14 protein-coding genes are annotated in these 15,209 nt (G+C 29.0%); 6 read left to right on the forward strand and 8 right to left on the reverse strand.

Annotated elements, in window-relative coordinates; translation table 11 throughout:
- Positions 1–2: 2 nt before the first annotated feature.
- Genes CC87_RS01845 through lgt form a run of 3 tightly spaced genes read left to right on the forward strand, consistent with a single transcriptional unit; the run spans position 3 to position 2,097 of the window.
- The gene (locus tag CC87_RS01845) at positions 3–671 is read left to right on the forward strand and encodes a hypothetical protein (protein ID WP_038055476.1); all 669 of its coding nucleotides are present in this window, start codon (positions 3–5) and stop codon (positions 669–671) included.
- A gap of 18 nt (positions 672–689) precedes the next feature.
- Positions 690–1,322, forward strand: coding sequence for an endonuclease III (gene nth / locus CC87_RS01850; protein WP_038055478.1), 633 nt, complete (start codon positions 690–692; stop codon positions 1,320–1,322).
- A complete protein-coding gene (gene lgt / locus CC87_RS01855; protein ID WP_038055480.1) occupies positions 1,306–2,097 on the forward strand; it encodes a prolipoprotein diacylglyceryl transferase in 792 nt (263 codons plus the stop codon). Before nth ends, lgt begins: the two co-directional genes overlap by 17 nt.
- Here the strand turns inward: lgt and CC87_RS01860 are convergent.
- From CC87_RS01860 to CC87_RS01880, 5 genes are all read right to left on the reverse strand, one after another.
- A complete protein-coding gene (locus tag CC87_RS01860; RefSeq protein ID WP_038055482.1) occupies positions 2,062–2,880 on the reverse strand; it encodes a prephenate dehydrogenase/arogenate dehydrogenase family protein in 819 nt (272 codons plus the stop codon). The genes lgt and CC87_RS01860 overlap by 36 nt on opposite strands.
- A gap of 14 nt (positions 2,881–2,894) precedes the next feature.
- A complete protein-coding gene (recG, locus tag CC87_RS01865) occupies positions 2,895–5,402 on the reverse strand; it encodes an ATP-dependent DNA helicase RecG (protein WP_245605479.1) in 2,508 nt (835 codons plus the stop codon).
- The gene (locus CC87_RS01870) at positions 5,362–6,222 is read right to left on the reverse strand and encodes a glycosyltransferase family 2 protein (RefSeq protein WP_038055484.1); all 861 of its coding nucleotides are present in this window, start codon (positions 6,220–6,222) and stop codon (positions 5,362–5,364) included. Before CC87_RS01870 ends, recG begins: the two co-directional genes overlap by 41 nt.
- Positions 6,223–6,251: 29 nt before the next feature.
- Positions 6,252–7,364: a KamA family radical SAM protein gene (locus CC87_RS01875; RefSeq protein ID WP_038055486.1), complete on the reverse strand. Its 1,113-nt coding sequence runs from the start codon at positions 7,362–7,364 to the stop codon at positions 6,252–6,254.
- Between the two features lie 281 nt (positions 7,365–7,645).
- Positions 7,646–8,914, reverse strand: a complete 1,269-nt coding sequence (locus tag CC87_RS01880) for a cation:proton antiporter (protein WP_038055489.1) — start codon at positions 8,912–8,914, stop codon at positions 7,646–7,648.
- 163 nt (positions 8,915–9,077) lie between these two features.
- Between CC87_RS01880 and CC87_RS01885 the strand changes: the two genes are divergently transcribed.
- Entirely contained in the window at positions 9,078–10,319 is a 1,242-nt protein-coding gene (locus tag CC87_RS01885) for a sensor histidine kinase (protein ID WP_169740252.1), read from the forward strand.
- A complete protein-coding gene (locus CC87_RS01890) occupies positions 10,298–11,626 on the forward strand; it encodes a sigma-54-dependent transcriptional regulator (protein ID WP_038055493.1) in 1,329 nt (442 codons plus the stop codon). Before CC87_RS01885 ends, CC87_RS01890 begins: the two co-directional genes overlap by 22 nt.
- Before the next feature lie 5 nt (positions 11,627–11,631).
- Here CC87_RS01890 and CC87_RS01895 read toward each other — a convergent pair whose 3' ends face one another.
- The 3 genes from CC87_RS01895 to miaB form a co-directional block, all read right to left on the reverse strand.
- Positions 11,632–12,072 carry a MamS/MamX family magnetosome protein gene (locus CC87_RS01895; protein WP_038055494.1) on the reverse strand — a complete coding sequence of 147 codons (441 nt, stop codon included), beginning with the start codon at positions 12,070–12,072 and terminating at the stop codon, positions 11,632–11,634.
- Positions 12,073–12,185: 113 nt separating this feature from the next.
- Positions 12,186–12,929 carry a MamS/MamX family magnetosome protein gene (locus tag CC87_RS01900; RefSeq protein WP_051920423.1) on the reverse strand — a complete coding sequence of 248 codons (744 nt, stop codon included), beginning with the start codon at positions 12,927–12,929 and terminating at the stop codon, positions 12,186–12,188.
- Between the two features lie 163 nt (positions 12,930–13,092).
- Complete coding sequence (miaB, locus tag CC87_RS01905; protein WP_038055496.1) at positions 13,093–14,439, reverse strand: tRNA (N6-isopentenyl adenosine(37)-C2)-methylthiotransferase MiaB; 1,347 nt, start codon at positions 14,437–14,439, stop codon at positions 13,093–13,095.
- A 55-nt stretch (positions 14,440–14,494) separates the two neighbouring features.
- On the opposite strand from miaB, the gene CC87_RS01910 reads away from it, so the two are divergent.
- Positions 14,495–15,208 carry a creatininase family protein gene (locus CC87_RS01910; RefSeq protein WP_038055498.1) on the forward strand — a complete coding sequence of 238 codons (714 nt, stop codon included), beginning with the start codon at positions 14,495–14,497 and terminating at the stop codon, positions 15,206–15,208.
- The last annotated feature ends 1 nt before the right edge of the window (position 15,209 follow it).

Here is a 15,209-nt window from a genome sequence, read left to right on the forward strand (position 1 = left end):
AAATGAATTTTTACACTGTAGAGTGGATAAAAGAAATATTTAAGAGTTATCAGGAGAAAGAAGATTTTTTTATAGAGGATAAAGAAATCAGTTTTGAACCAAAATATTTCCTTTTGGCACTTTTACACATTTACAATAAAAAAGATTTCCTATTTTTATGTGACTTTTTAAATTTAAACGATTTAGAAAAAATAAAGAAAGATCAGGAATTTGATTTCATGTATTTAGTGGATCTTTTAAGAAAGGAGTTTTCCTATTGGTTTAAAGAAAACCTTCTTTTTAAAGACTTTTCTGAAAAAAATTATTTTATTTTAGCTCACGAATTTTTAATCCTTGAAGAACAGGTAAAAAAACAGATTCAAATTCCTCTTTTGGATCAATTAAAAAAGTTTATTATGGATTTGGATGAAATTATAGAAAAAAATAATTCTTTAGATAATTTTGAGGAAAGCAAATTTTTAAGACTTTTTAAATTTTTTAATATAGTAGAAAAATTGGAACCATCCTTAAGTTCAAGACTTATAAATAGAGCTAAAGAAACTGCTAAAAAAGCTTATAAAGAAAATTATGAGCAAAAATTTGCCTTAACCTTTGCTAATCCCTTTGAAGATATAGAGGCATTTAAAAGATATTTAAAAAATGCTTTATATAAAGAATTAAAAGAGAATTAAAACAATAGGAGATAACCTATGGATGTAAAGAAAAAAGCTAAAGAAATAGTTAAGAGATTGAGAAAAGTCTATCCAGATGCTAAAATAGCTTTAAGATTTGAAAATCCTGTTCAACTTCTTGTAGCTACTATTTTATCTGCTCAATGTAAAGATGAAAGGGTAAATGATGTTACAGAAAAACTTTTTAAAAAATATAAAACTGCTGAGGATTTTGCTAAAGCGGATTTAGAAGAACTTGCTGAGGATATAAAAAGCACAGGGTTTTATAAACAAAAAGCTAAATACATCAAAGAGGCTTGTAAAATTATTGTAGAGAGGTATCATGGAGAAGTACCTAAGACTATGGATGAGCTTTTAGAATTGCCTGGAGTTGCAAGAAAAACTGCTAATATAGTACTTGCCAATGCTTATGGAATAGTTGATGGAATTCCAGTAGATACCCATGTAAGAAGGCTTTCTCAAAGACTTGGTTTGGTAAAATCAAAACAACCAGAGAAGATAGAAAAAGAACTTATGGAAGTCCTGGATAAAAAAGATTGGTTTGAGTTTCCTTATTTAATGCAAGCTCATGGTAGAAAAATTTGCACTTCTAAAAAACCCAAGTGTGAAGAATGTATTTTAAAGGATATATGTGATGCTTACTTATCCTAAAATTAATCCTGTAATTTTTAAGATAGGTCCTTTTTCTGTAAGATGGTATGGTTTGATGTATATCATAAGTTTTTTCTGTTGTCTTTTTCTTTGTAGGTATCAGCTTAAAGAAAGAGGAAGACAGGATTTATATCCTTTTTTAGAAAATCTCTTATTTTACAGTTTTATAGGGCTTGTTATAGGAGCCCGTATAGGTTTTTGTTTTTTTTATTATCCAGATTATTATTTGCACCATCCTTGGGAAATTATTGCTGTTTGGGAAGGAGGAATGTCTTTTCACGGAGGATTAATAGGAGCTGTACTGGTTGGATATATTTATATAAAAAAGCACAGACAATCCTTTTTATGGTGGGCGGATTTAATAGCTGTTACTGGACCTGTAGGGCTTTTTTTTGGAAGAATAGGTAATTTTATTAATGGAGAGATTTATGGAAAACCCAGTAATCTTCCCTGGGCTATGATTTTCCCGGAAGGAGGACCTGTTCCAAGACATCCTGTTCAGCTTTATGAATGCTTAGTGACAGGACTATTTTTATTTTTGTTTTTGTGGAAATTGAGAAAAAAAGATTGGCTTCCAGGGACTAAATTAGCTATATTTTTAATTTCCTATGGAATACTTAGATTTCTTTTTGAATTTATAAGAGAACCTGCCCAAAGTTTTCCTCTCCTTTTTGGCTGGATGACCATGGGACAAATTTTATGCATAGTAATGATTTTTGCAGGTATTTTACTCCTTTACTTAGTTCGTAAAAAATTTGTCCAAAAGTATTTCTAATTCTTTGGCTATACCCTGAGCAATAATAAAATATTCATCAAAAATTTCTTCAGCCTGTTTAGAAGAAAGTGCTTTTTTAAGCTTATTACAATTTTGACAAAGAACTCTTCTAAAATGATTTCCCCAGGGATTTTCTAATTGAATTTTTTCATAAAGTTTTAAATCTTGATTAGCAAGTCTTTTTAAAATATCCAATTGTTTTAAAAAACTTGGTGTAGAAATAGAAATAAGTTCTTTTAAATCAAATCCGGAATCTTTAATAGTTTTTCCTAAAAGGATAAGCCAGAAATGATTTAAAACCTGCACTAATCCCATCATTTTATCATGTTTTTTAGGAGAAATTTTTACTAATTTTAAACCTTCTTCAGACATGGTCTTTATAAACCAATTGATTAAATTTTTTCCTCTTATTGGCCAATAAGCTATGATTTTATTTTCCAAATTTTTTTCAAAAGGACCAAAAAGAGGATGGGTAGCTAATATTTCTCCTTTTTTTAAATAGGTTTTCATTATCTTGGCAGGCTCAGCTTTTAAAGAGCAAATATCTATTACCCAATGTTTATTTTCTATATAAGGAGAAATTTCCTTAATTATATTTGGAAAAACAGGCATTGGAACCGAAATAATAACAACTTTGCTTTGTTTAACAAGATCTATATTTGATAATTCTGTATCCATATCTGAGATTAAAACAGGATATCCTTTTTTTCTAAAAAATTTTTTAAAAAGCTCTCCCATTTTACCTTTTCCACCAATAATTCCGATAATAAAGTTTTCGTTCATTTAAGCCCCCGATATTATGCAATTTCTGATAATTTCAATCTTTCTTCCCATCTTCTCATTAACTCTTCTTTTAAAATAGGATAATTTTTAAGCTCTGGGTCTTTTTCTATTAGTTTAAAAGCTTCTTCTCTTGCCCAGAGAAGTATCTCATAATCTTTTACCAGATCCGCTTTTTTAAATTCTAAATATCCAGATTGCTTAGTTCCCAAAAATTCGCCAGGTCCTCTTAATTTTAAATCTTCCTCAGCTATTTTAAAACCATCATTGCTTTTACACAAAACCTGAAGGCGTTTAAAAGCTTCACTTTCTATAGAAACTTTATAAGCAATTAAAAAACAATAAGACTGAAATTCACTTCTACCAACTCTACCTCTTAATTGGTGAAGTTGAGATAATCCAAATCTTTCTGCATGTTCAATCACCATAACTGTAGCATTAGGAACATCAACACCAACTTCCACTACAGTAGTGGAAACAAGAATATGTATATCTCCTCTTTTAAAAGCGTGCATTATTTTTTCTTTTTCATAAGAAGACATTTTTCCATGTAAAATACCGACTTTATACTCAGGAAAAACCTTTTTTTGTAAATATTCTCCATGAGTGGTAACAGCCTTTAAATCCAGTTTTTCAGATTCTTCAATAAGAGGAAGTATAACATAGGCCTGATGTCCTTTTTTAAGCTCCTCTTTTACTGCTTCATAAGCTTTACCACGGTTGTAGTCTAAAAACAATCTGGTAATAATGGGTTTTCTTCCTTTGGGCATTTCGTCTATAACAGACAGATCCAGATCTCCATAAATAGTAAGAGCCATAGTTCTTGGAATAGGTGTGGCTGTCATAACCAAGGTATCAGGAGTAACACCCTTAGCTTTGTCCCTTAATGCAGCTCTTTGAAGAACTCCAAAACGATGTTGTTCATCTATGATGATTAAACCCAATTTTTTAAAATCTACTTTTTCTTGAAAAAGAGCATGGGTTCCTATAACAAAATTGATATATCCCGTAGATAATCCATGATAAATTTCTCTTTTTTTAGAAAGTGGAATACCCCCTGTTAAAAGAGCAGTATGAATTCCCATAAGCTGAGCATATTGTCTAAAACTATGATAATGCTGTTCTGCCAAAATCTCTGTAGGAGCCATAAGAGCTACCTGATAGCCATTATCTATGGCAATTAAAGCGGCAATAAAAGCTACTACTGTTTTTCCACAGCCTACATCTCCTTGAATAAGTCTATTCATAGGGAGACTTTTAGCCATATCTTGTTTTATTTCTTCTATAACCCTTTTTTGAGCAGAGGTGAGTTCAAAAGGAAGCTTTTTAAGAAAAGCTTCTACCAGTTTACTTTTAACATTAAAGGCAATACCGCATTCTTTCTTAATTTTTCCTTTTCTTAAGGCTAAGGCAAGTTCTAAAAAGAAAAATTCATCAAAAGCAATACTTTTGTGATAAATACTTTCCTCTCTTTTTAAAATCCAAATATTCTCATCAGCTTCAGGAAAATGCAAATTTTTAACAGCTATATTTATAGGAACCAATTTTCTTCTTTTTAAAATATCAGCAGGGATATAGTTATCTAAAAGATCAACATAATCCTCTACAGCATTTTTCATGATTTTTCTAAAATATTTTTCAGAAACACCTTCCACAGAAGAATAAATTGGCACAATATGTCCAATCTCTAAGGCTATTTTTTCTTCATCTCCTTCTTCAATTATCTCAGGATGTATCATTTCCAGAGACCTTCCAAAGCGAGAGATTTCTCCTACAGCATAAATATTTTTACCAGGTGCTAAAAGCTTTCTCCAGACTTTTTCATTGTAATTAAACCATTTTAATGTTAAAAATCCTGTACCATCAGTAATATAGGCTTCAAATATTTTTCTTTTAGAAAAAAAAGCTGTTCCACTTTTAAGAATCTCTCCAAACACTACAGCCCTTTGTCCTTCCATTAAATCTCCTATTGGAATGACTTTTCTTCTATCCTCATAATCTCTTGGTAAAAAGAAAAGTAAATCCTCTATAATATGAATACCTTTTTTACTAAATTTTTTAGCTATACCCGGTCCTACACCTTTTAAAAATTGAACTGGTTTTCTAAGAATTTCCTTGTGTTTAATATAAGTTTCAAAAGAAATTTTTCTTGCTGGAAAGTCAAAAATTTTACAGGGCTCTTCATTTTTTTCTTTTTCATGCTTTGAAGAGAAATTTAAAGAAAGCAAAATATCTAAAAGGGCTTTTATTCTTTCTTTTTTTTCTTCCACAGAAAGAATCTCTAAATTATGACAAAGTGATAAGAGTTTATTTTTTAAATCTGAATATTCTTTTGGGGCTTGATTGATTAAAAAATTAAGAGTCTTTTCAAGACCTTTTGTTTTAGATAAGTTGGCAAAATTGTTTTTTGAAACAAATTCAAGAGGTCTTAATATTTTAAAAAACCAATCTTCTTTATTTAATTCTTTTTCTTTTACCATATTTTTAACACAAACCTTTGTAAGGTGATATAATTGAACTTCCAAAAGTCTGTTCAAAGATTTTTTTTAATTTAAAAGCCTTCTCTAAATTTCCATGTTTTAAAGCACCTTTATAAAAAATTTTAAATTTTCTTTTTGCTTCTGCAAAGAGCATAATTTTTTGTTCTAAATTTAAATCTTTTTGATAATTCTTAAAGAGTTTTATAAGAGCTAAAGTTCTATAGTAATCAAGTCCTTTGGTAGCAGAAAGCTGATCCGGTCTTCCTCCGCTTTTAATAACTAAATTTTCCTTAATAAGTCCTATAGGCATTTTAAGAGCTACTCTTAACCAGAATTCATAATCTTCACAAACCCAAAATTTTTCATCAAAAAGACCTACTTCGTCAAAAAGTTCTCTTTTCATTAAAACTGTAGACATAGAAACTACACACAGTTTAATGGCTCTATGGAAAAACCATCCCACAGCTTTTTTATGCAATTTTTTAGGATTTATCCTTTTATTTCCTTTATACCAAATTTCATCTGTTTGAACAATTTTATAATCGGGATTTTTCTCAAAAAATTCCAATTGTTTTTCTATTTTATCAGACACAAAAATATCATCGCTATCAAGAAAAGCAATAAAATCTCCCTTAGCTTTTGCTATCCCAGTATTTCTCGCATGAGCAACCCCTTTTCTTAATTTTTTAACATAAATAAGAGGATATTGGGTAATTAAATAAGGAGTTTCATCAGTAGAACCATCGTCTACAACAATCAATTCCAAATCTTTAAAAGTTTGGTTTAAAACACTTTCTATAGCTTTAGGTAAAATATAAGCCCTGTTATAGGTAGGTATGATTACACTTACTAAAGGTTTTTTCATTAATGATAATTTGTCACTAAGATAAAGAGCTATGCAGTAGCTTTGTATTCTTCTATCAATTCAGTATAATCATCAAACCAGTAAGCCTCTGGATTTCTTTTAAAAACCATAAATTTCCCATTATTTTCAGGATCAGCAGCTCTATGATATCTAAAGAAGACATGCTCTTTGGTTTTCCCAAGGATTTCTATTTTACCAGTAGCATGAGACATTACATATCTAACTTTAGCAGCAAGTCCAGAAACTTGAGATCTGGCTTTTTCCACAATATCAATAGTATCCTCTATTTTAGTAGAGAACATTTTATTACCAACTACAGGTCTGCACTGAAATACATAGTAAGGCACTACTCCTATAAAAGAAAGATTTTCAATTAAAGTTTTTAATATTTCTGCATTATTATTGATATTTTTTAAAATAGGAGTCTGGTTAAAGGTAATAGTTCCTGTTTTCTGAACCAAACTTATAGCTTTTTTTGCAACTTCTGTAATTTCCTTGGGATGATTAAAATGACACATAAGGTATAGCTTTTTGCCTGTATAAGTATTGAACCATTCAAAAAGATTTAACAGCTCTGGATCATCAATAATTCTGTGTGGGTTGGAAGCAGGTACTTTGGAACCTATCCTTACAATTTTTACATGAGGTATAGTGCTTAATTCTTTTAAGATTTTCTCAAGCTTGGAGGTTGTAAGAACTAAAGGATCTCCTCCTGTTAAAAGAATATTGTTTATTTCTGTATGTTCTCTAATGTATTCCATAATTTTTGATATATCCAGAGCTATCTCTGCTCCTTTGTTGATAAAAAGTCTTTTTCTAAAACAAAACCTACAATACATAGCACAGACATTGGTAACAAGAACCACAGCAGTATCGGAATATTTGTGTTCAAGTCCTTTTACTTTCATATAATTCTGTTCATTTGAGGCATCCAATTTTCCCCAGACTTCAAGTTCTTCTAAAGAGGGAATAGAAATTTTTCTTATAGGATCATTAGGGTCAGTCCAATCAATAAGAGAAAGATAATATTCGTTTGTTCTAAAATCAAATTTTTCTGTAACTTTTTTAAGTTTTTTCTTTTCTTCTTCAGATAATTCTTTTATATGATCTAATTTTATAATGTAATTGATTTTTCTTTCCATTTGCACCTCCTTTAAAAGTTATAAAAAAATTCAGAAATTAGACTAAAAAGCTTTTTATTTTTGGAGGAGGGTAAAAAAACCCCGAAAAAAATTTTGAGTAAAATAGCCCTTGCTTATTTATAATAATTTTAATAGAAAATATAGATAAGTCAACCCCATTTAAACTGATTTATTTTATTATATAAACATTTTTCTTTTAATATTTTAAATTTTTGTATTTTTATATATTAGTTTCTTTTATTTTGGAATTTTTAAATTCAATAAACTTTTTGAATAGTTTTTTAGTCTGCAGAAGAGGATTTTTTTATTAGGAATTTTAATATAATGGGAGCTAAAAAGGTTGTTATAGCCACTACAAAAATAATCACAGCGTAAAGAAGATCATTGTAAATATTTGCTCTTCTACCTATTTCAGCAAAAATAAGACCTACTTCTCCTCTGGGGAGCATGGAAAATCCTATTAAAATCTTTTCTTTAAAACTTCCTCTTATAAAAAAACCTGAAGCAACTTTTCCTATGATAGCTATAATAAGAATCAAAAGAGTAAGATACCAGAAATTAAAAGAACCAAAATCAATAGCTCTTAAATTCATTTCTAAACCTACAGAAATAAAAAATATAGGAGTTAATACCGATACCAAAGGCATTATAGTTTCTTCTATTTTTTTTCTCATTATTTCATCAAATTTAGCAAAAAAGTTTAAAAAACTAAAATCAGTTTTAAAAACCTTAAAAAACTCAGGAGGTTTTATTTTATATAAAATATTAAAAGAAGGACTAAAACTTTCAGAAAAAGCAAGCCCAGCTGTAAAAGCCCCTAAAATTTCAGGAGAACCTACTTCATGAGCTAAATAAGCAAAAAGAAAAATCAATGATAAAATAGTGGCAGGCACAAAATCAAAGGTTTTTAATTTTCTGGCTAAAAGGTGTATAAGATTTCCCAAGAATAAAGCTAAAAAAGGGGATAAAATAAAAAAAGTTACAATATAAATTATTAAGCGGAGTAAATGCTCTACTTCTATAGCACCTTCTTTAGCAAATTCATACAATCCAGCCAAAACCACCACTCCTAAAATATCGTCTAAAACCGCAGCCCCAAGAACAATTTGAGCAAATCTTTCCTTCATCTGCCCAAGATCTTCTAATACTCTCACTGTAATCCCTATGCTGGTAGCTGTTAAAGCACCACCTATAAAAAGAGAGGTTATTAAAGAAATATCTAACCAATAATAGCTTACCAAAGCTCCTACAACCAAAGGTATAGTAGCACCTATACAAGCCACTAAAAAAGCTGAAAATCCTACCTTTTTGAGCTGTTTTATATCTGATTCCAAGCCTATTTGAAAAAGAAGAAGAATTATACCAATTTCAGCTAAGGTCTCTATAACTTCATTCATTGGAACTATATTTAAAATACTTTGACCAAGGAGAATGCCAACAAAAATTTCCCCTAATACAGAAGGAATTTTGATTTTATTTAGAATGCTTCCTAAAAGCTTTGCTAAAAAAAGAAGAATTGCAAGATATAAAAAAATAGTATGAATATTCACAGTTTTAAAAGTATAAAATAAAATAAAAAAAAATGAAGTCTTTTTAATTTTATTAATATTGTTTAGAATAATATTAATTGAATCAGTTTTTTAATGAAAAAGACTTGCTTAGGTAACAATGGGTATAAAAAGATTGACCTTAAAATTTGAAAGCATTAGATCAATGGCTATTTTATGGAGTATTATTATTTTTTCTATAACTATTTTATTAATAAGTGCTTATTTCAGTTATAAAAATTCTAAAATTGCAGCAGAAGATGCTTTGAAAATGCAGGCTATGGGTATAGCAGTTACTTTGCAAAGCTTTTTTCAATCCGAAAGTCTCAAAAATCTGCAGGAAAATAATAGAGATTTTTTAATGGATATTATATTAAATGAAAACTGGGAAAATGTAGCTTTTATAGCTTTATATGATAAAAAAGGTTATATAGTTTTGCATTCCAATCCTGATCTTATAGGGAAGAAAATAGAAAATTTTAGTCCTGATTTAAATCAAAAATACCCTTATTTTCATTATTTGATTTTGTCTACATTTGAAAAAGTATTTGTAGCAGATTTTAATTTTTATATAGATAAAAAGCCTTATTTTTTGAGAATTGCTCTTCATATTTATCCTGCGGAAGTGATCCTAAAAAGAACCAGATTATATATTTTTTTAAAAATTGCAGGAGTTATTGGTTTAGTGGTGTTTGGTATATTGGGAACAATTTTATTAAAAAAATTTGAAGATATCCAGATAAAAATAAAAGAATTGAAAAGTCTCGCTTTAATGACAAAAATTCTGGCTCATGAAATTAGAAATCCTTTAAGCAGTATTAAAGGATTTTCTCAGTATTTGTTTAAAAAAATAGATGAAGAAAAAATTAAAAAGTGTTTACAAATTATTTATAATGAAGCTTTGAGAATTGAAAGACTTACTGATGAATTATTGCTTTATGGAAATCCTGTTAAATTAGAAATTTCAAAATTTAATTTTAAAGAACTTATAGAAGAATTAATTTTAGGATTTAAAGAAAAATACCCTGAGATAATTTTTCAAATTCAGATTTCAGATGATTTATGGATACAATCTGATAAAGACAAACTCAAGGAAATTGTTTCTAATCTTTTGCAAAATTCTGTAGATGCACTTATGGAAACTTCTAAAAAAGAAAAAAGAATAGTTTTGGAGGTGGAAAAAACAAAAAATCTGATTAAGTTTGGAATAATAGATAATGGAGCAGGAATGGATGAAAAGACTTTAGCTAAGGCTATGGAGCCCTTTTTTACTACCAAGGTCTGGGGTTCTGGTTTGGGTTTGGCTATAGTTAAGAAACTTTGTGATGTTTTAAAAATAAAAATACAAATTAAAAGTAAAAAAGAAGAAGGAACCAGGGTATATCTATGGATTCCAAAATCGCTATAATTGAAGACGATTTATCCTTTGGAGAATTTTTGAAAGTCATCTTAGAAGAAGAAAATTACAAGGTAGAAGTTTATAATGAGCCTGAGGAAGCTTTAAAAAAATTACCTGAGTTTAAACCACATTTAGTAATCACAGATTTAAAAATGCCTAAAATAGATGGAATAGCTCTTATTGAACAGGCTAAAAAAATTTTACCAGAAACTGATTTTGTAGTAATTACAGCCTATGGAAGCATTCCTTCTGCAGTGGAAGCAGTTAAAAAAGGAGCTGTAGATTATATTACCAAGCCTTTATCAAGCCCTGAAGATTTTATAGCTTTGGTTAGAAAAATTTTAGAAAACAAAAAAGCAAAAAATTTTTCTCATAAAATTTTTGAAAAATCAGAAGATATTCCGCCTTTTGATATACTTTTTGCAGGGATGGATGATATTTATAAAAAAATTATCAAGGTAGCTCCTACAGACACTACTATTATACTTTATGGAGAAACAGGCACAGGGAAAACTATAATAGCTAAGGTTATACATATATTGAGTCAGAGAAAAGGGGCTTTTGTGGAAATAAATTGTGCCTCTATTCCAGAAAATCTTATAGAATCAGAACTTTTTGGATATGAAAAAGGAGCTTTTACAGGAGCTCTAAAAACCAAACCAGGTAAAATTGAACTTGCCAAGGATGGAACTTTATTCTTAGATGAAATCTCTGAGATGAGTTTAGCAGTTCAGGCCAAATTTTTAAAAGTGTTACAGGAAAAAACATTTGAAAGATTGGGAGGACTTAATTTCATAAAAACCAATGCCAGATTTATTACAGCTACTAATAAAGATCTTAAAAAATTGGTAAAAGAAGGAAAATTTAGAGAAGATTTATATTTTAGAATAAATGTCTTTCCTATTAATATTCCTTCTCTTAGAGAAAGAAAAAAAGAGATTTTAAAAATAGCAAAATATATAATTCAAAAACTTTGTAAGAAGTTAAATAAAGAAGTTCCTGAATTAAGTCACAAAGCCAAGGAAATACTTTTAAATTATCACTGGCCAGGGAATATTAGAGAACTTGAAAATGTTTTGGAAAGGAGTTTAATCCTTTGCCAGGGTAGGGAGTTAGAAATAGATTTAGAACCTGTTTTTTTTGAAATAGAAAAAGAAAAAAACTCAGCCATAAATTTAAAATTTTTGGAAAAACAAGCTATTATTGAAGCTTTAGAAAAAACAAAAGGAAATAAGAAAAAAGCCTCAAAACTCCTGGGAATATCTCTAAGAACTCTTTATAATAAAATAAAAGAATACAATTTAAAAGATTTTTAATATTATTAAAAAAAGAAAAAATGTTTACGATATTTTCTTTTTCTAACTCTCCAATAAGGCCGCATATTTTTATCTCTTAAATAATAGATCTGTTTTTTACTAAAATTTTTTATAAAACGGGCTATTATATAGAGATTCCCCTCTCTGGAAATATATTTAGACCCCTTTATTATAACTCTATCATTTAAGTCTATTTTTATATTCCTTTTTTTTAAAAATCTTTGAGGACCTAAAATCACAGTATAGATATGTTTTTTCCTTTTTACACCTATCAAAACAATGTTATTTTTGGTAATCCATATACTTTTAACTTTTCCTCTTAGAGTTATTTCAGTGCGTATATCATAAAATTCATATATATCAGGCACATGTTGAGCAAAAACATTTTTATTAAAATAAACCAAACTTAAAATTAGAAGTATTACAAGAGGGAAAATGTTTTTCATAATGTTTTTATAAAAATTTAATTAATAAAAATTTTATTAATAACATCTTCTGAGCCTATATTCAACAAAATTAGAAGGGGGAGAGATATTTTTTTTATCTCCCCCAAGATTTATTAATAACATTTCCTAAGTTTAATTTCAACTCCATTTGAAATATCTTTTATATAACAAGCCATATAAGTATTTTCTAATTTTAAAGCTTCCCATTTTGGAGGAAAATAGGCTTTTACTAAAAGTTTGTCTCCTGGAGAGACAGTCAAAGTAGAAAATCTATGAAAAGGAGCGATGTAAATAGTATAAACATCTTTTGCACTTTCTATTTCTAAAGCCCACCAAATCCTCTTTTTTCTTATTCCAAGGACTTTTTTAACAGAAATCACTTTGCCTTTTATTACAACATTTTTAATTGTTGAAAAATTTGAAAGGACATCAAACTCAGGAAAAGTATTTTTAGAAAAGCTTATTTTTTGGCACCATTTTCTAATTTTTGAAAAGTCATAGATAACATCTGTATTTTTATCCTCAATTCTGCATGCCATTATAGCATTAAATCCTTTCTTTAACCAATATGGAGGAATAAAACCTTTTATCTCAACTTTATCACCATTTTTAATCTCTATATTATGGTATAACCAAACAGGAGCTATTCTCACTTCTATTCTTTTACCATCTTTATTTTTAACATCCAATGCCCACCAGATAATTTTGCTTTTTTTAAATCCAGGAACCTTTTTTACTTTAACAACTTTTCCTTCAAACTCATACCCAATAACAGGTTTTGTAATTACTTTAGAAGCATAGATATTGGAAAACACAAGAAATACAATCAATTGTGCTAATAAAATTGCTCGCTTCATCTTTGTTCCCTCCTCCTGCAAAAATTATTTTATTATTTATTTTAATGACAATTTTTATACCTGAAATTTTGTTTTTTAAATATAAAGAATTTCAAAAAGATTAAGAAACTTGACTAAAATTTTTATGTGCAAAAATTGCAAAGATTTTGCAAAAAATGCAATCTTAGCTCCTGATAGTTTTAAGATATGTTCCTTTTAAGGAATGCTTTCCTGCTTCATCAATTAACACTTTTACTATGGCTCCTTTTAAATCCAGACGAGGAGCTTTAAAATTAACAATTACATTAGTGGTAGTTCTTCCCATAAGCATATCAGGATTTTTTTTGCTTGCTCCTTCTACCAGAACCTCTACTTCTTTTCCTACATAGGATTTATAAATTTCTTCTGTAATTTTAGCCTGGACTTTATGCACTTCTTTTAATCTTCTTTCTTTTTCTTCTTCAGGGATTTTATTTTCCATTTTTTGGGCAACTGTAAAAGGTCTGTCTGAATATTTAAAAGAAAAAATTTCATGATATCTTACTTTTTCAAGCATTTCTAAGGTTTCTTTAAAGTCTTCTTCTGTTTCTCCCGGAAATCCTACAATAAGATCTGTAGTAATAGCAATCTCAGGAACCAAAGATTTTAACTTCTCTACTTTAGCTAAATAATATTCTTTGGTGTATTTTCTGTTCATTAATTTAAGAATTTTATTAGAACCTGCTTGCAGAGGGAGATGGATGTGTTTGCAGACTTTTGGATTAGTAGCTATAACCTCTATTAATTTGTCAGATAAGTCCTTAGGGTGACTGGTGGTAAATCTGATTCTCCAGACTCCTTCAATTTCTGAGACCATATTAAGTAAGTCTGGAAAATTGGGGAAATTTTTCTCTTTAAGTCCATAGGAATTTACATTTTGGCCTAAAAGAATGATTTCTCTGACTCCCTTTTTAACCAGAGTTTCCACTTCTTTTAAAATATCTTCAGGGGGTCTGCTAATTTCTCTTCCTCTAACATAAGGAACTATACAATAGGTGCAGAAATTATCGCAACCCTGCATAATAGTAACAAAAGCACTAACTTTTCTATCTTTAAAGATGGAATTATTTTCGCTTTCAAGAATAAGAGGGAATTTGAAATCTGGTTTAAGTTCAGTGAACACTACAGGTTTTTTAGTTTTTTTATAAGTTTTTAAAGCCTCTCTAATGAAATAAAAACCCTGAGTTCCAAGTACTAAATCTACATAGGGAAGTTTTTTTATAAGATTTTCTCCCTCTTGCTGAGCTACACAACCCGTAATTCCTATAATAAGATCTGGATTTTTCTTTTTAAGAGATTTATATCTTCCTACCTCACTATAAACCTTATGTTGAGGTTTTTCCCTTACTGAACAGGTATTAATAAGGATTAAATCAGCTTCTTCAGGATTTAGAGTAGGCTCGTATTCATCACTAAGTAAAATATACATTTTCTCTGTATCATTTTCATTCATTTGACAACCAAAAGTTTTTATATAAACTCTTTTTTTCATAGTAAAAATAAATATAATTCATTTTAAAAATTTTTAAATTTAAAAGGAGGAAAATATGTTAGTAGAAGAAATAACCTCAGAGGAGTTTGAAAAAGCTAAGAGCGAAATAAAAACTGTTATAATTCCAGTAGGTTCTATAGAAGCTCATGGACCTCATTTGCCTTTAGCTACAGATTTATACACTATTTATGAAGTGTGTAAAGTTTTAAGCCAGAAAATCAAAATTTTAGTAGCACCTCCAGTTTATTACGGACTTTGCAGAAGTACTTATCCTTTAGCAGGAACTATAAGTATAAAAGGAGAACTTTTAAAAGCACTAATTTTTAACATAATATCAGAATTTTATCGTCAGAATTTTAGAAATTTTTTTATTTTATCAGGGCATGCAGGAGGGACTCATAGTGCTTATTTAATAGATGCAGCAGAAGCATTTTTAGAGCTTCATCCTGAAGCTAAATTTTTCGTAGCTAACATTTATCAGCTATTGATTCCCTTTTTAAAGGAAATAGGTATTCCTGAAAGAGATTCTCATGCAGGAGAATGGGAAGTCTCTCTTATAAAGTATTTTAAGCCTCATTTAGTTAAAGGAGAAGGATTTGAAGATTATCCTGATTTTCCTAAATTTAGAGTAGTAGCTGATAAAAAGAAATACTGGCCTTCTGGTATATGGGGTAATCCTTTAAAAGCCTCTGAAAAAAAAGGCAAGATTTTAGTTGAAAGACTGGTACAATTTTTGATAAAAGAAATAAAGAGAATGGAAGAGGAATAGT

The organism is Thermodesulfobacterium hydrogeniphilum (assembly GCF_000746255.1).
Taxonomy (GTDB): Bacteria; Desulfobacterota; Thermodesulfobacteria; order Thermodesulfobacteriales; family Thermodesulfobacteriaceae; genus Thermodesulfobacterium; species Thermodesulfobacterium hydrogeniphilum.